The organism is Proteiniborus sp. MB09-C3, assembly GCF_030263895.1.
GTDB lineage: Bacteria > Bacillota > Clostridia > Tissierellales > Proteiniboraceae > Proteiniborus.
The window spans coordinates 545,825-566,864 of record NZ_CP127161.1; the positions used below are offsets into that span (position 1 = coordinate 545,825).

The 21,040-nt window shown below is 32.9% G+C and carries 21 protein-coding genes, 1 tRNA gene and 2 riboswitches; of the genes, 19 read left to right on the top strand and 3 right to left on the bottom strand.

Annotation, left to right across the window (positions count from 1 at the left end):
- Positions 1–73: 73 nt before the first annotated feature.
- The 3 genes from QO263_RS02600 to QO263_RS02610 all read left to right on the top strand — a co-directional run bounded on the left by QO263_RS02600 (position 74) and on the right by QO263_RS02610 (position 1,936).
- A tRNA-Arg gene (locus tag QO263_RS02600) sits at positions 74–150 on the top strand.
- Between the two features lie 24 nt (positions 151–174).
- Positions 175–624, top strand: a complete 450-nt coding sequence (tadA, locus tag QO263_RS02605; protein ID WP_285626112.1) for a tRNA adenosine(34) deaminase TadA — start codon at positions 175–177, stop codon at positions 622–624.
- Between the two features lie 118 nt (positions 625–742).
- A complete protein-coding gene (locus QO263_RS02610) occupies positions 743–1,936 on the top strand; it encodes an MFS transporter (protein ID WP_285626114.1) in 1,194 nt (397 codons plus the stop codon).
- Between the two features lie 84 nt (positions 1,937–2,020).
- On the opposite strand, the gene cls is transcribed toward QO263_RS02610, so the two are convergent.
- Complete coding sequence (cls, locus tag QO263_RS02615; RefSeq protein ID WP_285626115.1) at positions 2,021–3,466, bottom strand: cardiolipin synthase; 1,446 nt, start codon at positions 3,464–3,466, stop codon at positions 2,021–2,023.
- A gap of 196 nt (positions 3,467–3,662) precedes the next feature.
- Here cls and QO263_RS02620 point away from each other — a divergent pair, with 196 nt between their 5' ends.
- Positions 3,663–4,418 carry a polysaccharide deacetylase family protein gene (locus QO263_RS02620; protein ID WP_285626117.1) on the top strand — a complete coding sequence of 252 codons (756 nt, stop codon included), beginning with the start codon at positions 3,663–3,665 and terminating at the stop codon, positions 4,416–4,418.
- Positions 4,419–4,550: 132 nt separating this feature from the next.
- Here QO263_RS02620 and QO263_RS02625 read toward each other — a convergent pair whose 3' ends face one another.
- Positions 4,551–5,690 carry a sodium/glutamate symporter gene (locus QO263_RS02625; protein ID WP_285626120.1) on the bottom strand — a complete coding sequence of 380 codons (1,140 nt, stop codon included), beginning with the start codon at positions 5,688–5,690 and terminating at the stop codon, positions 4,551–4,553.
- Positions 5,691–5,921: 231 nt separating this feature from the next.
- On the opposite strand from QO263_RS02625, the gene QO263_RS02630 reads away from it, so the two are divergent.
- From QO263_RS02630 to QO263_RS02640, 3 genes are all read left to right on the top strand, one after another.
- On the top strand, positions 5,922–6,353 hold the full coding sequence (locus tag QO263_RS02630; protein ID WP_285626122.1) for a DUF1893 domain-containing protein: 432 nt from the start codon (positions 5,922–5,924) through the stop codon (positions 6,351–6,353).
- A gap of 1 nt (position 6,354) precedes the next feature.
- Positions 6,355–6,768, top strand: coding sequence for a DUF3842 family protein (locus tag QO263_RS02635; protein ID WP_285626124.1), 414 nt, complete (start codon positions 6,355–6,357; stop codon positions 6,766–6,768).
- Positions 6,769–6,830: 62 nt separating this feature from the next.
- A complete protein-coding gene (locus QO263_RS02640; RefSeq protein ID WP_285626127.1) occupies positions 6,831–7,364 on the top strand; it encodes an ECF transporter S component in 534 nt (177 codons plus the stop codon).
- 58 nt (positions 7,365–7,422) lie between these two features.
- On the opposite strand, the gene QO263_RS02645 is transcribed toward QO263_RS02640, so the two are convergent.
- Entirely contained in the window at positions 7,423–7,809 is a 387-nt protein-coding gene (locus QO263_RS02645) for a pyrophosphohydrolase domain-containing protein (protein WP_285626130.1), read from the bottom strand.
- A 506-nt stretch (positions 7,810–8,315) separates the two neighbouring features.
- Positions 8,316–8,411, top strand: a riboswitch (glycine riboswitch).
- A gap of 216 nt (positions 8,412–8,627) precedes the next feature.
- On the opposite strand from QO263_RS02645, the gene gcvT reads away from it, so the two are divergent.
- The 12 genes from gcvT to QO263_RS02705 all read left to right on the top strand — a co-directional run bounded on the left by gcvT (position 8,628) and on the right by QO263_RS02705 (position 20,902).
- The gene (gene gcvT / locus QO263_RS02650; protein ID WP_285626132.1) at positions 8,628–9,734 is read left to right on the top strand and encodes a glycine cleavage system aminomethyltransferase GcvT; all 1,107 of its coding nucleotides are present in this window, start codon (positions 8,628–8,630) and stop codon (positions 9,732–9,734) included.
- Between the two features lie 58 nt (positions 9,735–9,792).
- Positions 9,793–10,176 carry a glycine cleavage system protein GcvH gene (gene gcvH, locus QO263_RS02655; protein WP_285626134.1) on the top strand — a complete coding sequence of 128 codons (384 nt, stop codon included), beginning with the start codon at positions 9,793–9,795 and terminating at the stop codon, positions 10,174–10,176.
- A 1-nt stretch (position 10,177) separates the two neighbouring features.
- On the top strand, positions 10,178–11,518 hold the full coding sequence (gene gcvPA / locus QO263_RS02660) for an aminomethyl-transferring glycine dehydrogenase subunit GcvPA (RefSeq protein ID WP_285626137.1): 1,341 nt from the start codon (positions 10,178–10,180) through the stop codon (positions 11,516–11,518).
- A 1-nt stretch (position 11,519) separates the two neighbouring features.
- A complete protein-coding gene (gene gcvPB, locus QO263_RS02665; RefSeq protein WP_285626140.1) occupies positions 11,520–12,977 on the top strand; it encodes an aminomethyl-transferring glycine dehydrogenase subunit GcvPB in 1,458 nt (485 codons plus the stop codon).
- Between the two features lie 120 nt (positions 12,978–13,097).
- Complete coding sequence (locus QO263_RS02670) at positions 13,098–13,595, top strand: hypothetical protein (RefSeq protein ID WP_285626142.1); 498 nt, start codon at positions 13,098–13,100, stop codon at positions 13,593–13,595.
- Between the two features lie 174 nt (positions 13,596–13,769).
- Positions 13,770–14,450, top strand: a complete 681-nt coding sequence (gene trhA / locus QO263_RS02675; protein WP_285626144.1) for a PAQR family membrane homeostasis protein TrhA — start codon at positions 13,770–13,772, stop codon at positions 14,448–14,450.
- Positions 14,451–14,669: 219 nt separating this feature from the next.
- Positions 14,670–14,754, top strand: a riboswitch (cyclic di-GMP riboswitch).
- A 93-nt stretch (positions 14,755–14,847) separates the two neighbouring features.
- Positions 14,848–15,888 (top strand): tetratricopeptide repeat protein, encoded by a 1,041-nt coding sequence (locus QO263_RS02680; protein ID WP_285626146.1) that lies wholly within the window; start codon positions 14,848–14,850, stop codon positions 15,886–15,888.
- A 19-nt stretch (positions 15,889–15,907) separates the two neighbouring features.
- Positions 15,908–16,441: a metalloprotease family protein gene (locus QO263_RS02685; protein ID WP_285626149.1), complete on the top strand. Its 534-nt coding sequence runs from the start codon at positions 15,908–15,910 to the stop codon at positions 16,439–16,441.
- A gap of 575 nt (positions 16,442–17,016) precedes the next feature.
- Complete coding sequence (locus QO263_RS02690; protein ID WP_285626152.1) at positions 17,017–18,054, top strand: FecCD family ABC transporter permease; 1,038 nt, start codon at positions 17,017–17,019, stop codon at positions 18,052–18,054.
- Positions 18,051–18,839, top strand: a complete 789-nt coding sequence (locus QO263_RS02695; RefSeq protein WP_285626154.1) for an ABC transporter ATP-binding protein — start codon at positions 18,051–18,053, stop codon at positions 18,837–18,839. The genes QO263_RS02690 and QO263_RS02695 overlap by 4 nt, the downstream gene beginning before the upstream one ends.
- A 62-nt stretch (positions 18,840–18,901) precedes the next feature.
- A complete protein-coding gene (locus QO263_RS02700; protein WP_285626156.1) occupies positions 18,902–19,723 on the top strand; it encodes a radical SAM protein in 822 nt (273 codons plus the stop codon).
- A gap of 54 nt (positions 19,724–19,777) precedes the next feature.
- A complete protein-coding gene (locus tag QO263_RS02705; RefSeq protein ID WP_285626159.1) occupies positions 19,778–20,902 on the top strand; it encodes an ABC transporter substrate-binding protein in 1,125 nt (374 codons plus the stop codon).
- The last annotated feature ends 138 nt before the right edge of the window (positions 20,903–21,040 follow it).

A 21,040-nucleotide genomic window follows, 5' to 3' on the forward strand; every position in this document is an offset into this window, starting at 1 on the left:
GGTAATTAAGTAATATTATATAATTGACATAGATGCAATAATATCATATAATATATGGGTATGATATTAAGGTGCTCCCGTAGCTCAGTAGGATAGAGCGACGCCCTCCTAAGGCGTAGGTCGGAGGTTCGACTCCTCTCGGGTGCGCCACTATTATTTTTTGAAGGTGAAAATATGGATGAATATTTCATGAAAATTGCAATAGATGAAGCATATAAAGCTTATAGCATCGGCGAGGTACCTGTCGGTGCTATTATTGTAAATAACCATAAAATCATAGCCACAGGATATAATATGAGAGAAATTTTAAGGGATCCTACTGCTCATGCTGAAATAATAGCAATTAAAAAAGCCAGTGAATTTTTAGGTGGATGGAGGCTAATTGATTGCACTATGTACGTAACTTTAGAGCCCTGTGCCATGTGTGCAGGAGCCATTGTCAACTCAAGAATAGAAAGAGTAGTTATAGGGGCTAAAGACCCTAAAATGGGCGCCTGTGGCTCTATAATCAATATAATACAAAACCAAAGCTTTAATCATAGAGCTGATATTACTTGGGGAGTAATGGAAAAAGAAAGCTCTGAAATAATGAAAGACTTTTTTAGAAAATTAAGAGAAAAATAGATTAAGGTTTATTATTACAAAAGTTAGTGATTTTTGATAAAATAGTAGATAATGAAAATCATTAGGAGGAGATTGTTATTGAGGCTTTAAAAGAGATATTGACTAATGGTGAGGCAAAATGAGCAAGATAAAAGAAAAAACCAATTATCTAATTATTGCATTTATGTTTGCTATTATGATTTTATCTGCAATAGCCGACAATCTAAGAGGAGTATTTATACCCTCTTTTAAAGCGGATTTCTTAGTGAAGGATACCCATATGGGAGTCATGATAGTTGTAGGCTCAATAGGATATATAATCTTTGCTTATTTAGGAGGAATGATATGTGAAACTATGGGACACAAGAAGGTTATAAGTATGGGCATAGCTTTAACGATTCTTTCCCTAGTTACATTGTACCTCAGTCCTAACTTTGCAGTTTTACTAGTAGGAATGTTTCTATTGAATGCTGGATGGGCCTTCATAGGCTTAGCAATAAATACAGCGATACCTATAATAGCTGTAAGCTTTCAGGCTGTAATTATGAACCTAGTACATTTTTGCTATGGAATAGGTGCTACTATAACACAGAAATCTGCAGGTTTACTTTTATTTAAGGGAATAGAATGGCGAACTATGTATTTATGCATATCAATACTATATTTTATAGTTTTTATTGCATTTATTTTTGTAAAGATGCCCTCTGTAAACAAGTCTAAGGAAGACAAAAAGATTGACTACAGGTCTATATTCAAGCATAAGCTTATTTATTTTTATATGATATCCTTAGGTCTTTATGTGGCTGCTGAAATAGGCACTGGGAATTGGTTTGTTAATTATATGAGGGAAACCTATAAATATAATGAAAATCAGGGGACTTATTATACTACATTATTTTTCGGAACATATGCTTTAGGAAGGCTTTTAGGCGGATTTATAGTTGAAAAACTAGGTACTGTTAAGACTGTACTCATATCCTCGGTGCTAGCATTTTTATTTTATATCATAGGACTTGCAGTCGGACAAAAAGGGTTAATATTAATTGGATTTTCAGGGCTTTTCTTTTCAATTATTTTTCCTACACTTATACTATCAACAAATGAAGTGTTCAAGAAAAACACCACCTATATCATCGGGATACTAACCACTGCTTCATCAGCTATAAGTATGGCTGTAAACTTTATTATTGGATGGTTAAATGACTGTATAGGAGTTCCTAAGGCATATTATACTATTCCAGTATGCCTTTTGTTAAATATGGTTTTTGTCTATTTGATATATACAAATTCAAAAACACAGAAAAGTACTTTAAAGAGTTCCACATTGAGCTAAATGAAAAGGGTGTTTTAGAAAAAATTCTAAAATACCCTTGTAACTACTTTTGATATATAGTTTTAGGAAGTACAATAGAGGAAATTAAAGTACAGGAGAAAGTAGTCTTGAAATAGATTCCTTAAAAATAATTACTTTAGAGCGTTTTTTGTATTCTTCTATAGTTATTTCGTTGCAAACCTTTAAATCGTTCTCAAATATTTCTTTAAGCCTTGTAGATGTTTTAGTATCATAAATGAAGGCATTTACCTCAAAATTCAATTTAAAGCTTCTTACATCGATATTTGCAGTTCCAACGGAGGCTATTTTTCCATCTACTACTATTGTTTTTGCATGTATAAATCCATTTTCGTAAGTATAAGCCTTTATTCCAGAATCTAGCAATTCTCCTATATATGAGTAGGATGCCCAGTAAACAAACATGTGGTCTGGCTTATTTGGTATCATTATCTTTACATCGACTCCGGAAAGGGAAGCAATTTTAAGAGCTTCCAGTATACTTTGATCTGGAACAAAATATGGTGTTTGAATATATATACTTTCTCTTGCCGAAGCTATCATTTTAATATAGCCAATTTTTATTTGCTCCTGTTCTGAGTCTGGACCACTGGAGACAATTTGTATTCCTGTTTTTCCCTTAGACTGTATTAATGGATAGTATTTTTCATCATATGCAGTTTTTTCCTTTGATGCATGTCTCCAGTCAAGAAAAAATCTTGTTTGCATCATAAGTACGGCACTGCCTTCTATTTTAAGGTGTGTGTCTCTCCAATATCCAAATTTTTTGCTCAGTCCTAAATATTCATTTCCAATATTGAAGCCTCCTATAAAGCCACATTTGCCGTCTATGATTGCAAGCTTTCTATGATTTCTATAATTAATCCTTAAATTAATGAGAGGTATTTTAGAAGGAAAAAATGATGCTACTTTTCCACCGGCTTTAATTAATTCATTAAAAAATCTTTTAGGAAGAGTTCTTCCCCCAAGTGCGTCATAAAGAAGTCTTACTTCAACTCCCTCAGCAGCTTTTTTTGTAAGAGCAGCCACAATTTTTTTACCAAGGCTATCATTTTTAATTATGTAATAGAGCATATGGATATGGTCATTTGCTTTTTCTATGGAATCAAGAAGTGCAGCAAATTTTTCATTACCATCTGTAAATATTTCGACTTCATTATCCTGAGTGAATATTGAGTCATCGCTAATAAGCTGCATTCTTATCATATCTTGATAATTTATCATTTCTTCATCATTGAAAACTATTTCATTATTTTGTATATATGACATTTGTTCTAATAGGACTTTTCCTATCATCTGATCCTCTTCTGTTTTTGTGTCAAATATTTTTTGCCTACTAAGATTTTGACCTAAAGTTAGATAAAGTATAAAGCCTAAGTATGGGACTAAGAGCAAAACCATAAGCCAAGCCCATGTAGCGGAAGGATCTTTTCTCTCAAGAAAAATTAATATGAAGGCTAAGAAAACATTCAGCACAAGAAGTATAGAGAGTGTAGGTACAAACCAATTCATATACAAATACCCCCATTCATTAGGTTTGCTAAAAAGCTATCTAATATCATTTTATTGTATGTAAAAGATATATTCAATATTTACTATTTAGTTTGAGTTTATTTAAAGCATTAGTGTAACAAAAGACTGCATATAATTATAATGCAATTCATTTAGAAAGTAAAAATATAAATATATAAAATAAAAGGTGATGTTTATGAATAACAACACTATTGTCAAAGTACTTATAGTTATTATAATGATTTTAAGCACAATAATTTTTTGGAAAGACAAATCTATAAGCTCTTTCAAAAACATAATTGATGTGGTAAGTCATCGTGTCGAAGAAAAAGAGGTGATCAGGAAAGGAATTACATATGAAAAAGTCATAGCAATAACTTTTGATGATGGACCACATCCCAGATTTACGCCTAAAGTTTTAGATGTTTTAAGAGAGAATAATGCAAAGGCTACCTTTTTTGTTTTAGGAAAACATGCAGAGTGGTATTCAAAAACATTGTTGCAGGTAAAAGAAGAAGGACATGAAATAGGGAACCATTCTTATAGTCATGTAGATATAAAAAAATCCTCTGAGGAAGTTATAAAGAGCGAGATAGAAAAAACTCAAGATATTATTTTTAAGATAACAGGAGAAAGTCCTAGATTATTTAGACCGCCTTTTGGTTTCTATAGTGAAAAATTACTAAATGTATTGAAGGAAAGCGAATATAGGATAATTCTATGGACAGAAACACAGGATTCCTTAGACTGGAATCATCCAGGAGTAGATAATATTGTAATGAAGATTTTATCAAATGCACAGAATGGAGATATTATACTATTACATGATTATGCAGAAGGTGAATGTGAAGCAATTGAAGCACTAGAGATAATATTACCTGAGTTGAAGAAAAGGGGATTTAGCTTTGTAACTGTTTCAGAGCTTTTAGAACTAGATACTCAGGGAGATTAGCTAATACAATAACGAAAGGCCTTAATTGAAGTTTTGAAATCGTGAAGGGTTTTGTTGAAACGTATTTTATTATGAGTTATAAAATAAGCTGATGATCTGCTATACCAGAGCATCAGCTTATTAAAAATTATATTAAAAACTAAAAAACCAATTTACTATATGAGGATTTATTAAACCTATGAGCCAGGATCCAATAGGTGGGACAATAAAAATCAAATCAGGTATAACTCCTTTTTCTTCACTACAACACTGAATACTTGACAAGGAGTTCGGAGGAAATCCAATTCCAATAGCAGTTAATCCCGTAGCTATGTAAGCAGCAAGTGTATTTTTTCCATAGATTTTAAAAACTATGAAATATGAAAAAGCAATTAGCCAAGATATCTGCATTAAAACTATTAAAATGGCTTTGGGTGTTAGCATACTTAATGTCGATATATCTAAAGAAGCGAAACCCGTAACTAATAGCAATGATAAAAATATGTTGCCAATAAAATTCATATGTGAAAACTGTATATTAAAAATATTGAGCTTGTCCAAAATGAATCTGATTATAATACCGGCAAAGAGCCCTCCTCCCAAAGGAGATAATATTTTTCCGAATCCTAATTGAGTAGGAATATAAGCAATACCTGTTGCAGCAAACAATATTAAAAGATATTTTAGAAGCTCTGAGGTAGTAAAGGTTGGATTAGGAGTTTTAGCTATCTCTGAAAAATCTGCCTTAGGCTCTAAGAGCTTAAACACTATAGTAGATGATATAATTGCTAGAATAACACAAAATACTGAAACACCAGAAAGAGTAGATAAGAAGGCGGTTCCATTATCACCCACCAGTGCAACAGCGTTTTGTGCGAACGAATGGTCTCCTACTAAATTGAGAGAGCTAAACATAATCATATCTTTCTTTGGAAGACTAAAGATTTTTCCAAGTATGATAATGAATACATTTTGCATAATAGCAACTGATACTACTATGACCAGAAAAACCATTTGCTTAAATATCCCGTTCTTGAAAATGTTTTTATCTACACGCAACCCTATTGAAGCAAAAAAACCAGCAAAAAATACGGTGAATAGTGAAAAGTTGATAGATATTTTTATCTTTGGAGAAAGGACATACATAAGTATTGACAATAAAAGTCCACCTATAAAAGGTGCTGGAATATATAGCCTGTTTAGAATAGGGACTTTACTCTTTATAAAGTAGCCCAAGAGAATAAAGGAAATTAGTAGTGCTATGGTTTGTACTGTATTTAGGACAATCGACATTTTTACCCTCCATTTGTTATTTTTTTTCACGAAACTTACACAAACACTTACATAATACTACAAAATATAACATAAAATCAAGGGAAATTTGTGAAGTTTAAGACAATTATAAAAATTATGCTTGCTGTTAGAGCAATTAGCTAAGAAGTTTTTAAGCACTAATAATAAAATTGAAAAATACAATAAAATTTGGTATTATATATTCATATTCAAGAATCAGGAGCTGAGCAGATGAAAGATTTGGAATTGGCTAAAGAAATCCTCGAAGAAAAAGAGCTTACTTTAGCCATAGTAAAAGAGGGAAAAATTCTATTTACAAGTATTGATAAGGGAATAAAGCCTATATATACTGCAGTACGTGAGCTTAAAGAGGAGTTGAAGGGAGCAAGCGTAGCAGATAAAGTCATAGGAAAGGCAGCCGCAATTCTATGCAAATATGCAGATATAAAGGAGCTTTATACAAGGCTTATTTCTAGCGAGGCCATTAAAATATTTGAAGATAGTAGTATCAAGTTTTTTTATGATGAAAGCTCACCATATATTAAAAATAGAGATAAAACAGATATGTGTCCAGTAGAGAAACTATCTCAAAAGGTAGATAGTCCAACAGAGTTAGTTCAAAAAATATCTGAATTTCTAGATAATATGAAAAAGAGGGCATAGTATGAAAATCGCCGTAATAGATGGAAAAGGTGGAGGCATAGGCTGTCAAATAGTAGAAAGACTGAAGTCTTTAAAAAGAGATGATATTGAAATCATTGTACTGGGGACGAATTCCCAAGCCACAGCAAATATGCTAAAAGCCGGAGGTAATGATGGAGCTACAGGTGAAAATGCAATAATATGGATGAGCGACAAGGTGGATATTATTATTGGGCCTATGGCAATAATTGCAGCAAATGCAATGATGGGAGAAATAAGTCCCAAAATGGCAGAAGCAGTTGCAAGCAGCAGAGCTAAAAAGCTTTTATTGCCAGTAAGTAAATGTAATTTTGAAATAATAGGGCTTGAAGGCTATCAATTAAAACAACTCTTTGATGAATTGCTTAAAAAAGTGAAGACAATATTAGAAAAATAAGACCATGAAGGTTTTTTCCAAGAAGGAAACTTTCATGGTTAATTTTTTTGGGAGGTAAGAAAATGAATAAAAAATTTTCAACAAAGGATTTAGTATTAACAGGATTACTATTAGCTTTAGGACTGGTTTTTCCAATGATATTCCACCTATTTGGAGGAACAGGACCAGTATTTTTACCTATGCATATACCAGTTTTAATAGGAGGATTTGTATTACCGCCATATCTAGCCCTATTGTTAGGTATTATTACTCCACTAGTTAGTGGTACGCTTACAGGAATGCCAGTTTTATTTCCTATGGGAGTAATAATGATTTTTGAACTAGGAACTTATGGATTAGCTGCTTCCATAGCTACTAGAAAATTAAAGCTTTCTTCTATACCCTCGCTTATTATAGCCATGATAGCTGGTAGAATAGTAGCAGGTATAGTAGTATTTGTGTTGGCATCAAATTTTGGAGTACAGTTGAAGGCCCTTACATTTGTTAAGGGAGGAATAATAACAGGACTTCCTGGCATAGTTATACAGTTAATATTTATTCCATCATTGATGTACGCATTAAATAAAATCAATAGAGGTGCTAATGTAAATGCATAGTTGAGCAGGAGGTAAATAATTATTTTATTTACCTCCTGCTAATTAAGGATTTTACATGTTATTTAGCTTGACTGTCTATTTCTTTTTTTATTCTTGGATAGGGATCTTCCCAACCTTCAGGTTTAACGGTCTTTCCATCTTCCTTGTAGTGAGGCTTTCCATCGCTCCACAGCTTGTCCATATTAGCAGTATGTACTATTTCAAATATTTTATCAGGCTTGACCCCCATTTCAACAAGGGTCCCTAAAGCAAAATACATTAAATCTATCATTGCATCTGCCTGCTCATAAATATCATTTGCTTCTTTAAACTCATCTATTTCTTCAAGCATCCAGTTATATCTTTTAGATACCCTATCAGCATCGAGAAGCTTAGGAGTATCTCTATAAGGATGCCCAAACTTCATTTGAAAATCTTTAACCATGTCCCACCATTTATTACTCATATACGTTTACCTCCAAAAGTCTTCTATAGTTTTAAATAGCTTGTATTTTATTTATGACACTACATTTTTTATTCTATCACATTTTTATTAATCCGATAAAAAGAAATATGGTGATTTTTTTAACAAAACCTAATAAGTTTTAGCAATAATTATTGATATTTTCTAGAAATTATAATATTATCTAATATAAGCAGTATAAAAGTAACAAATAAATATGACTTAAAATAAAGATAACATAAGATATTACGTCAACCTACTTAAATATAATATATAAGGTAATTTCAGCAGCTATAGTTAATTTTTTAACGATTAAGAAGTTAAAAATATAACAATTATTGATATTTTTTAGAAATTATATTATGATTTAAGACGAATAGGAAAACACAATAGAATTAGGTATCTAGATGAAGGTGGCGTGAGATATCTTTATATAATAAGATAGCCGAAGAAGCAATATAAGATGAGCCGGTTTTTTATAGAAACTTTCAGGCAAAAGTATCGTCATCAGATGGAACTCTGAAGAGTCCGATTATTCGGCGCCGAAGGAGAAATGTATTATATAAGATACAGAAGCTCTCAGGTTAGGAAACAGAGGAATATAATGGCACATGGCTTTATAATGCTTCTATGCTGTTATATTCCTTTTTTGATACATTTTATTTGTATAATTATATGTTGTAAGATTTATTTATTATTTGGGTATATTATACCTATACTATGTCCTTTTAAAAGTGAATATAATGTTTTATTTAATCACATAATTAACATTAGCCATAAGCACAATAAAGTAACTTTAAAATTTGAAGGGAGGAGTTATTTTGGCAGAACCAAGAAAAACATCGCTTTACAATGCACATCTAAAGTATGGTGGCAAGATAGTTGATTATTCAGGATGGGCATTACCAGTACAGTATGAGGGTTTAACGCAAGAACATGAGGCAGTAAGAACACAAGCAGGATTATTTGATGTTTCACACATGGGAGAAGTAGACGTTACAGGACCACAAGCATTGGATTTTGTTCAATACTTAGTTACAAACGACATTTCAGTACTTAATGACAATCAAATAGCATATAGCTTTATGTGCTATCCAGAAGGAGGAGTTGTAGACGACCTTTTAGTTTACAAATTCTCAGAAGACCATTATTTCCTTGTAATTAATGCAGCTAATGTTCAAAAAGACGTGGACTGGATTAATGAAAATGCAAAAGGCTATGATGTTAATATTAAGAATCTTTCAGATGATATATCTGAAGTTGCTATTCAAGGACCTAATGCTCAGAAGATTCTTCAAAAGCTAACTGATACAGATCTTTCTGAAATAGGCTTTTTCCATCTAAAAAGAGATGTAAATGTATCAGGAGCAAATTGTTTAATATCAAGAACAGGATATACAGGAGAAGATGGATTTGAAATCTATTTTGATAATGAGCATGCAGAAGCTCTATGGGATAAGCTGATGGAGGCTGGAAAAGAAGAAGGACTTAAACCAGCAGGACTTGGCTCAAGAGATACACTAAGATTTGAAGCAACTCTCCCTCTTTATGGAAATGAACTTGGTAAGGATATTACTCCATTAGAAGCAGGATATGGAATGTTCGTAAAACTAAGCAAAGAAAACTTTATAGGAAAAGATGCCTTAGCAAAGCAAAAAGCAGAAGGATTAAAAAGAAAAATAGTAGGATTTGAAATGATCGATAGAGGTGTTCCTAGACACGGATACGAAGTTTATGCAGATGGAAAGAAAATAGGCTTCGTGACAACAGGATATTTTTCACCTACTTTAAAGAAAAACATAGGATTTGCAATGCTTGATATGGACTATACTAAGCTTGATACTCCAATTGATATACAAGTAAGAAATAGGAGCTTAAAAGCAAAAGTAGTAGATAAGAGATTTTATCAAAAACATTACAAGAAATAAGATAAACTTCAGTAGTACAAATTAACAAATAATACTAAAATTAAGGAGGAATTTTTTTATGAAAATAGTTGAAGGTCTTTTATATTCAAATGATCATGAGTGGATTAAGGTAGAAGGAAAGGAAGCTTATATTGGAATTACAGATTTTGCACAACATAAACTAGGAGAGATTGTTTATGTTGAATTACCACAAGTTGACGATGAACTGAATTCAGGAGATGTTTTCTCAGTAGTTGAATCAGTTAAAGCAGCTTCAGATTCTTATCTTCCTGTATCAGGTAAAGTAGTTGAAGCAAATGAAGAGCTAGAGGGAGAACCAGGCCTACTTAACGAAGATCCATATGCGAACTGGATTGCTAAAATTGAGCTTTCAGATGAATCAGAACTTGAAGAATTAATGAATGCTGAGGAATACGAAGACTTCTGTAGTAAGGAGGAATAGTATGCATAGATATATACCAAATACGGAGGCTGATAAGAAGCGAATGCTTGAAAGCATTGGTGTAAGCTCTGTCAGCGATTTGTTTTCAGACATACCAGATAACTTAAAATTAAATAGAAAGCTTAATATTTGTGAATCAATGTCTGAGATGGAGATTGTAAGGCATATGGAAAACCTTACAGATAAAAATAAAAGTGTAGAAGAATTAGTGTGCTTTCTAGGAGCAGGAGCATACGATCACTACATACCTTCAATAGTAAAGCATCTTGCTATGAGGTCTGAATTCTATACTGCTTATACTCCTTATCAGCCAGAAATAAGCCAAGGAACGCTACAGGTAATATTCGAATATCAAACTATGATAACTAGTATCACAGGTATGGATGTAACTAATGCATCTATGTATGATGGACCTACTGCAACGGCAGAGGCGGCTATAATGGCCTGCGAAAATACTAGACGTAAATCTATTATTGTATCAAAGACAGTTAATCCTGAAACTAGAAAAGTTCTTAGAACTTATCTGAAAGTAAGAGATATTGAAATAATAGAAGTGGATATGGCCGACGGCGTTACAGATGTAGAAAAATTAAAATCTCTAGTAGATAAAAATACTGCTGGAGTTATAGTTCAAAGTCCAAATTTCTTTGGAATACTAGAGGATGTAACTGAAGTTGAAAAGGTTATCCATGAAAATAAAGGAAACCTAATTATGTATGTTGACCCTATTTCACTAGGAATATTAAAAACTCCTGGAGAATTAGGGGCAGATATAGTAGTAGGTGAAGGACAATCTCTTGGAAATAGGCTAAACTATGGTGGACCACATCTAGGATTTTTAGCTGCTACTTCAAAGCTTGTCAGAAAGCTTCCTGGAAGAATAGTTGGCCAGTCTGTAGATGTGGATGGAAGGAGATCCTTTGTACTTACTCTTCAAGCAAGAGAGCAGCATATAAGAAGATATAAGGCTACTTCCAATATATGCTCTAACCAAGGCTTGAACATGGTTATGGCAGCTATATACATGGTAACAATGGGTAAGAAAGGGCTTAGAGAAGTTGCACTACAAAGCACACAAAAAGCACATTATGCTTATAATGAAATGGTTAAGTCCGGTAAATTTAAGCCATTATTCGATAAGCCATTCTTTAAAGAATTTGTAGTTTCAAGCGATATAGATGCTAGCAAAGTTAATAAAGAGCTTCTAAATAAAGGTATTCTTGGTGGATATGAGCTTAGAAAAGAATACAACGAGTTAAATAATGGGCTTCTTTTCTGTGTAACAGAAAAGAGAACAAAAGAAGAAATTGATAAGCTAATTGGCGCTTTGGAGGTGATGTAATATGCTAAGAAATTACGATAGCTTGATATTTGAAATCTCCAAGGAAGGAAGAACAGCCTATAGCCTTCCCCAAAATGATGTAAATGAGCTTTCACTAGATTCAATCATACCAAGCCAATTTTTAAATGAGAGAGAGGTTGATTTACCAGAAGTAAGTGAAGTTGACGTGGTGAGACACTTTGTTAATCTTTCAAATAAAAACTATGGGGTAGATACAGGATTTTATCCATTAGGTTCATGTACTATGAAATATAACCCTAAAATAAATGAAGATATGGCAGCTCTTGATGGATTTGCTGACCTACATCCATATCAACCTGAAGAAACTGTACAAGGCGCACTAGAGCTTATGTATAACCTTGAAACATATCTTTCAGAAATATCAGGTATGGCTAGAACAACTTTACAGCCAGCAGCTGGGGCACATGGTGAGCTTACAGGACTTATGATTATAAGAGCTTATCATGCTTCTAGAGGAGATAGCAAGAGAACTAAAATAATAGTTCCAGACTCAGCTCACGGTACAAATCCTTCAAGTGCACAAGTTGCAGGGTTTGATATTGTAGAGATAAAATCAGATAAACATGGTGCAGTAGATATAGAGGCACTTAAAGCTGTATTAAGTGATGAAATTGCAGGTCTTATGCTCACAAATCCAAGTACTCTTGGATTGTTTGAAAAGAATATAAAAGAGATAGCTGATTTAGTACATGAGGCAGGCGGTCTATTATACTATGATGGCGCTAATATGAATGCTATCATGGGTATTACAAGACCTGGAGATATGGGCTTTGATGTAATGCACTACAATCTACACAAAACCTTCTCAACACCTCATGGTGGCGGAGGACCTGGAAGTGGCCCAGTTGGAGTAAAAGAAGATTTTATTAAGTTCCTTCCATGTCCAATGATAGAGAAAAAGGGTGATATGTATACTCTAAATTATGATTGTCCAGATTCAATAGGCAAAATGAAGGGCTTCTATGGACATTTTGGAGTGATGGTTAGAGCATATACCTATATATTGTCAATGGGTGCAGAAGGTCTTAAGGAAGCAAGTGAAACAGCTGTTCTTAATGCAAATTATATTATGAATAAGCTTAAGGATCACTACTACCTACCATTAGACCAAATCTGTAAGCATGAGTTTGTATTAGGTGGGCTAAAGGAAGATAATTTAGAAGTAGCTACACTAGATATTGCTAAGAGGCTTCTAGACTATGGCTACCATCCACCAACAGTATACTTCCCATTAATTGTTGATCAAGCAATAATGGTAGAACCTACTGAAACAGAAAGCGTTGAAACACTGGATGGCTTCATAGAAACTATGATTAAGATAGCTGAAGAAGCAGAAAAAGATCCTAATCTGTTAAAAGAAGCACCACATAATACACCAGTTAGAAGAATAGATGAAGCTAAGGCAGCAAAAGACCTTATCTTAAAATGGAGTAAATAAATATTAATCTTAAATTCAGGTAAGGCATGCTCCTTGCCTGAATTTTTATATTGCTGGATAAAAAAATAACAATATGACAAAACTATAAAAATAGTTATAATTTTTTGATGGAGTGATTATATGAATCCAATGTTGAAAAAATTAGTAGACCAAGAATTTATGACAGAAGCATTTGCAAGCTATATCGAAGAAGCAGTAGCTAATAAAGACTCTTTTGTGGTTTCAGGTCACAAAGGATGGGGAATTCTACCTCTTTTTGCTACAATAGGTGCTGTAGCTAAGGGAAATTCTTCAATGAAGCAGGTTAAAAGCTTCGAAGACTTAGCTGATGAAGCTGAATACTATTTAATTGGAGATCTTAAGGATATTGATTATGCAAAGTTAATTACTGACACTATGTTAAAACAAAATTCATCAATGATTTGTCTAAAAGATCCAGATCATCCATACTCATTTTTTAAATTACTTGGTGATGTTTATAAAGCTAATGGAGATACTTCCAAGACATATCAAGTACTTGAATGCGACAAGATCAATGATGAGAAAAAATTGGTCAAGATCACTAAGATTACATTAAATGAAAAAGGAAGGCCTTTAAAGGTTGACTTAAGAGGATAGCTAAATGTTTAGACCCGCAGATAACTGCGGGTTTATTGCGGCATTGAAAAAAATCAGGAGTTTAGATTCCTGATTTTTTTATATTTATGGTGTTTTTTAATACTACTACTAGTGTTTTTTAATACTACATGGTGTATAATATATTTAGAGATATTAAAAGAGGAGAGTGATTTAATGAATGAATTAAATAAATCTTTGGGAGTTAATGAAATTTCAAAGAAGGCTTACTCTATAAAGGAGGAAATAGCCAGCAGCATAACTCACGGCGTAGGTGTTCTATTTAGCGTAGTCACTTTGACTATTTTGCTCATATATGCTATTTGGGATAAAAGTACAATATCAATAGTGGCCTTCAGCATATATGGATTTTGCTCCATCTGTCTGTATACATCTTCAACCCTATATCATAGCTTTCAAAATGAAAAAATAAAAAAGATACTTAGAGTATTTGACCATTCTTCAATATTTTTATTTATTGCAGGTACTTATACTCCAGTTACATTGCTATCTATGACAGGATATTGGAGAATAGGTATATTAGTTGCTGTATGGACTATAGCGTTATTTGGCATAGGATTTAAGATATTCACCTATAATAAATTCGATAAGTTTAAAATGGTTTCTGTACTTATGTATGTGCTTATGGGCTGGATAGTAGTTATAGCAGTAAGGCCTATGCTGCAGATGGTGCCGAAAGGATTTTTCATTTGGTTATTGGCAGGTGGAATAGTCTATACATTAGGAACAATATTTTATTCAGTAAAGAAAATTCCTTATAACCATGCTATATGGCATTTATTTGTACTAGGCGGAAGTGTAATGCACTTTCTAGGAATATTTATATATTTGAAATGAAAAAGCTGAGAATTCTCAGCTTTTTCATTATACTATAATCTCAATTAGATGAAACAATAATAAAAAAATAATGCAAAGCTATTAAATCTTAGCTATAGTACTAAAGTACTAAAAAGCACATAATTAGGAAAACACTCTATTAATCAACGATATTTTGCAGACATAAAATAAAGATTTTGGTATAATATTTTGGTGATAAAACAAAGCTAGCAGGATAATTTTTGAAAAAGGTAAACTTATTGAAAAATAAGGACGCAAGGCTACAGGCCTAAAGTCAAATGACCATGGTAGCTGGGCCACCAGATTATTGCATGTAAGCCCATATCTCTCCATGCCTTTTCGACATGTAGGGATTTTTTGTTTTATTGTTAAAATAACTTGGAAGGAGGACAAAATTATGACAGAGGATATCGAAAAAGCAAACGATGCTGATGAGATAGTTGCATGTTTGAATTGCAGTAGTTCAGTAGTAGAACCTGAGTATAAAGCACCTTTGTGTAGCGAGTGTAGGGACAAATTATCAAATCGTCCAATACCACTATGGATAAAAGCTTTCTTTGGTATTATATTTATTGTTACTATTCTATCTCTTATAATGTTTCCAGCTCTACTGAAAGCAGGTGTTGCTTATGAAAGAGGGGCTAGGGCTGAAAATGAAAGAAAATACATTACTGCTATGAATGAGTATGAAAGGGTTTTAAACAAGTATCCTGACTCAACTCTTGTTTTGGCTAAGCTTAGTATTGCATATTATGAGAATGATAAAATTGATAAAGCAATAGATGCAATTGATATGATAATAGGGGAAGAGGCAGAAGAAGACTTAATAGACAGGATTGATACTGTTATGGATAATATAGCTACATTTTATTTCCTCAATGAAGGCTTAAATAAAATATTGAATAGTTCAGAGCAGGACTATTATACTGAAGAACTTGTAGCTCAGCTAGAAACTTATGTGAATGAACATCCAGAAGATGTTGCAGGAAAGTATTATTTAGCAGATGCTCTATATGAGTTTGGAGAGTTTGATTATGCTGAAATTTTAATAAGAGAAGTTATTAATTCTAAACCTGAATTTCATTCTGCATACTTTTTTCTTGCCGCAATATGTAGGGAACAAGAAAGATACGATGAAGCTTTAGAATACTGCAAAGAAGTGTTGAGCATGAATGCTGAAAATCCAGGAGCATACATAACTATATCCAAAATAGAGCTTAAGAGAAATAATGACGAAGTTGCTTTGGAAATGGCAGAAAAAGCATATAAACTTGACAAAGATAACAATCAAGCTGTTTCAAATCTCTCTCTAGCTTATCATTATAACGATATGATAAGTGAAAGAGACAATATGTTTAATCTTCTTGTAGATAAAAATGCTGAATATGAAACCGAATTTTTGACATCAATTTTTAACGGAACATATCAATGGAGATAAATAAGCGAGGTGTAATATTATGTTTATCATACCAGGATTTTTAATATCAATAATAACTTTTCCTGGAGTAATAGTTCATGAGCTTGCTCATCAACTGTTTTGCAAAACATCTAGGATTGCAATCTTTGATATTTGCTATTTTAGGTTTGGAAATCCATCAGGCTATGTGGTTCATGAAGAGCCTAAAAATGCGAAGCAGCAAATTCTAATAGGCGTAGGGCCTTTTATAGTAAATACGGTAATTGGTGCATTAATTTCACTGCCTGCTGCTATACCAGTTATTAAATTTAAGAGCGGGAATATTTTAGAATATGTATTGATTTGGCTTGGTGTGTCCATAGCTATGCATTCTTTTCCTAGTGTACAAGATGCAAAAAGCATATGGGCATCTATAAGAAAAAAAGAAACACCTATTATAGTTAAAATATTTGGGACTCCAATAGTTGGGATAATTTTAATATGTGCTATTGGCTCTGTGGCATGGCTTGACTTAATTTATGGAATGGCAGTTGCTATGCTCCTTCCTAATTTGCTTATTAAAATAATAGCGTAAAAATTCTATAAAATTATATATATAAAAAGCTTTAAAAATTATTAGAGAGGATAGTAAAGACTATCTTCTTTTTTTAATTAAGAAGCAAAGGGCTATTTTGAAGATGAATGGTTCAAGATTGTAGAGGGCAGTGAAGAAATAGGCTATTGCATAGTAGCTCCCAGCGAGAAGTGGAAACCAGAAAGAGTAGCTGTTGAAAAACAGGTGAAAGAAGAAACGGAAGGCGGCCCAGCTGGACATGTTAAACTTGATACGGGAATATTATATGAGAGCAAAGGGAGGATTAAATGTTATTGGAAGCTATTTACAAAGTCTTATTGTTTTGATTTACAAGTCATGACTTAGTGTGGTATAATAACAAAATCGTTATATTCAATAAAACATAACGATTAAAGAAAAAACATAAACAGATAAGAGGATTGTTTTACTTATGTAAGCGGTGTCATGGACGATATTACAAGTGTGTTTGGCTCAATACTGTATGTTATAGCATTTATTTTAAGTGAAAATATAAATTTAATTATTTTAAAATCTAAATGTGAAAAATATAATTTGAATTTACAAGGAGGAGCAAAGTGCGAACTAGGGCAGATAACTGCAATTCTAATAATTATCTCAAGTTTTTAATACTAATATTAATACCCATAATTGCCTTTTTGCTATCTATGACGATTGGAAGATACTCTGTAACTATTAATGAAATATTTGAAGTAGTAATAGCCAAAGCCCTAAAAAGAAATATAGAATACCCTGAGGTGATTGAGACAGTTTTATTTCAAGTTAGGATACCAAGGATTATAGCAGCCATGATTGTAGGAAGTGCACTATCAATATCAGGTACGGTATATCAAGGAATGTTTAAAAATCCAATGGTTTCTCCAGATATACTAGGAACTTCAGCAGGGGCAGGTTTTGGGGCTGCACTGGCTATATTGCTTTCTTATAATACTGTTGGGGTACAAATATCAGCATTTATATTCGGGATTATTGCGGTTTTTTTAACATACTTTATAAGTATAAAAATAGGTCGAAGCAGTAATTTTATGTTTGTTCTAATATTAGCAGGAATCTTAATAGGTACTATATTTCAATCATTTATATCGTTATCAAAGTACATGGCAGATCCATATAATAAGCTACCTGCTATAACATTTTGGCTTATGGGAAGCTTATCGTCTATAAGTAGAAGAGATGTATTCTTGCTTATAATACCTTTTTTGCTAGGGACTGTGCCTTTATTTTTGATAAGATGGCATTTAAATACTTTATCCTTTGGCGAAGAGGAGGCAAAGTCTTTAGGTATTGACACAAAGAAATTAAGGTTTTTGGTGATAATCTGCTCTACTTTTTTAACAGCTTCATCAGTGGCCGTATGTGGAATGATAGGATGGGTAGGTCTTATAGTTCCTCATATAGCACGGATGATAGTTGGACCTGACTTTAAGGTCTTGTTGCCTGCCTCAGCTCTTATAGGAAGCACATATTTATTACTAGTTGATAACATAGCTAGAGGTGCAGCATCTATAGAGATACCTCTTGGTATACTCACCTCTTTGATAGGGGCTCCTTTTTTTATTTATCTATTGTATAGAACAAGGAAGGGATTGAATTGAAATTAGAAGTAATAAATGCCACTTGTGGCTATCATGATAAAACGATCATAGAAAACTTATCATTTAGTGTAAAAGCAGGAGATATACTTTGTATATTAGGACCAAATGGAGTAGGTAAAACTACGCTTTTTAAAACCATATTAGGCTTTTTAAAATTAAAAGGTGGAGAAATATTACTAGATGGCCAAGATATATTTAAATGGTCACGAAAAGAATTTGCGAAAGCAATAGGATATGTTCCTCAGGCTCATATTCCACCTTTTCCTTATAAGGTTAGAGATGTGGTAGTAATGGGAAGGACTGCACATTTAGGAATCTTCTCGTCACCATCTAAAAAAGATTTTGATATTGCAGAGAAAATAATAGAATCTTTAGGTATTTCATATTTGAAGGATAGTATTTATACAGAAATAAGCGGTGGGGAAAGGCAATTAGTACTCATAGCAAGAGCACTTGTACAAGAGCCTAAAATTCTTATAATGGATGAGCCTACCTCAAATTTAGATTTTGGTAATCAAGTGAGGGTTTTAAAGCATATAAAAAAGCTTGCAGAAAGAAATATAGGAGTAATCATGACATCTCATTTTCCAAACCATGCTTTTATGGTCTCTACTACAGTCCTTGCAATGGGTAGAGGGAATAAATTTAAGTCAGGAAAACCTGACGAAGTTGTTACAGAGGAGCTTCTACATAAGATATACAATATAGAGTTGCAGATTAACACAATAATGGATGAAAAAAACAAGGAAGAACTAAAAGTTTGTGTACCCATAATCAATAGCTAAAGCAGCAGTTCAAAGCTTTATAATATATGAATTTTTAAGCAGAAAATTAGGAGGACAAGTATATGTTGAATGATATCATGAATATGCCAGATAAAGAGCTTTTTTTAAAAGCTCAGGAAATTGGCTTGGGTAAAACCAGAATCAATACAGGGCCTGTAGTTATTACAGGAGAATGTCTGACTCAGCCACATTGTAATCATTGCAAATGGGATAGCTTTAAAATGAGAAACAATCAGTTTTCACAGAAAAGCTCCTTGGAAACTGCAATAGAGCGAGGAAAGCTAATGGAAAGCATAGGGGTTAATCGTGTATTTACTGCATCCGGTTGGATGGGCTATACTGTCCCTGATGATTATCCATACTATATTGAGGCCTTAAAGAATAATACTAATATGGAGGTATTTGGATTATTTGGGGCTATTGATAAAGAGAGCTTGAAGATACTAAAATCAGCAGGCATGGATGGTTATCAATGTGGGATAGAGTCTCCCAATGAAAATATATATAAGCGATTTCGCCCAGGAGGTGATACATTAGAAGATAGATTAAAAACGCTGCACTATGTGAAGGACTTAGGATTAAAAGTCTGGAGTGGTTTTCTAGTTGGACTTGGTGAGGAAAAAGAGGATGTGATCAAAGGCTTACAGATTCTAAAGGATTTAGAGCCTGAATCCCTATCTATTTTGCCGTTTACACCATATCCATTTACTAATATGATGGCTGAGAATCCAGCTAATCCACTTCATTGGGCAAGAACAGTTGCGCAGGCACATGTCTATATCCCGACAGCTAATGTATTTTCTGACATGAAAGTTGGTTTTTATGGTGAATATAGTGTACTGACTGGAGCAAATGGCAGCTATATTTTCCCTAAAAAATCCTAAGGGAAAGTTTTTTACAGAGGTATAATCATTTAAAAAACAAAGGAGAGGAAAAAAATGAATAAATTTAAGAGACATATAAGCATATTATTAGCTGTTTTTATGCTTGTAGCATTATTTAGTGGCTGTAGTAATCAAAATACTGTGAATCCAGAAAAAACAGAAAATCTAGAACAAAAACAAGAGCAACCCTTAGAAGCTAAAACTAAAGTAGTAACTAATCTTGATGGCACGAAAATCGAAGTACCTGTAAATGTAGAAAGAGTAGCTGCTCTATTTGGACCATCTTATGAGAAAGTCTACATTCTTAATGCTGAGGATAAAATTGTTGCTGCTGGAGACTTTCATAAAAATGGTTGGCCTTGGTCTAATGTGATTTATAAAAAGTTAGATTCAGTAGTAGTTATTGAGAATGCACATTCTAGCTTAAATATTGAAGATTTGCTAAAATATGAACCACAAGTCGTATTTTATTTTCCTAATCCAAATGCAGTTGCTTCTATCAACAAAGCAGGTATGGTTGCTGTTCCAATGGCATCTACAGGTAAATTTGAAGACACTAAAGATGTATTAACATTGTATGCAGATATATTAGGAGGAGAAGCAGTAGAAATAGCAAAAAAATATGCTGAATATTTTGATGAAAAGGTAAAAATGGTGACTGATATTACTTCTCAAATTCCTAAAGAAGAAAGACCTGATGTCTATTTTTCAAATCAAGAAATTCTATGGACAGCAGGAAAGAGCTCTGACATAGTAGAAGTAATCGAGCTTGCAGGAGGTAATTGTGTTCATAAAGATATAGAAGGTGGCTCTAAAAATGAAATTACAATTGAACAATTATTAAGCTGGAATCCTGATTATATTTTTGTAGATCATGCAGGTTCTTCAGGTAATGCCAGTGCAGAGGAAGTTATCGATGAGATGCTAGATGATGAGCAATATCAGAATATCAAAGCAATAAAAAATGATAATATATATATTTCTCCAACAGGTGTATTTTTCTGGGATTCAGGACAACAGAAGATATTAATGCTCATGTGGATGGCAAAGGAGTTATATCCAGAGAAATTTTCTAATATAGATATGTTAGAAGAATTAAAGTACTTCTATAAGGAATTTTATCGATATGATTTAACTGATGAAGAGACAGATAAAATTTTGAGACATTTAAATCCCTGATTATTTAGTAGCTATAGATATTGAACTATTCTGAGTATCAATATACTAACATAAGGACAGACATTTTGATTAAAGAAATTGATTTAATCAATGAATCTGTTCTTTCTATATGTTTTGTAATAATAAAAATAGAGCGAG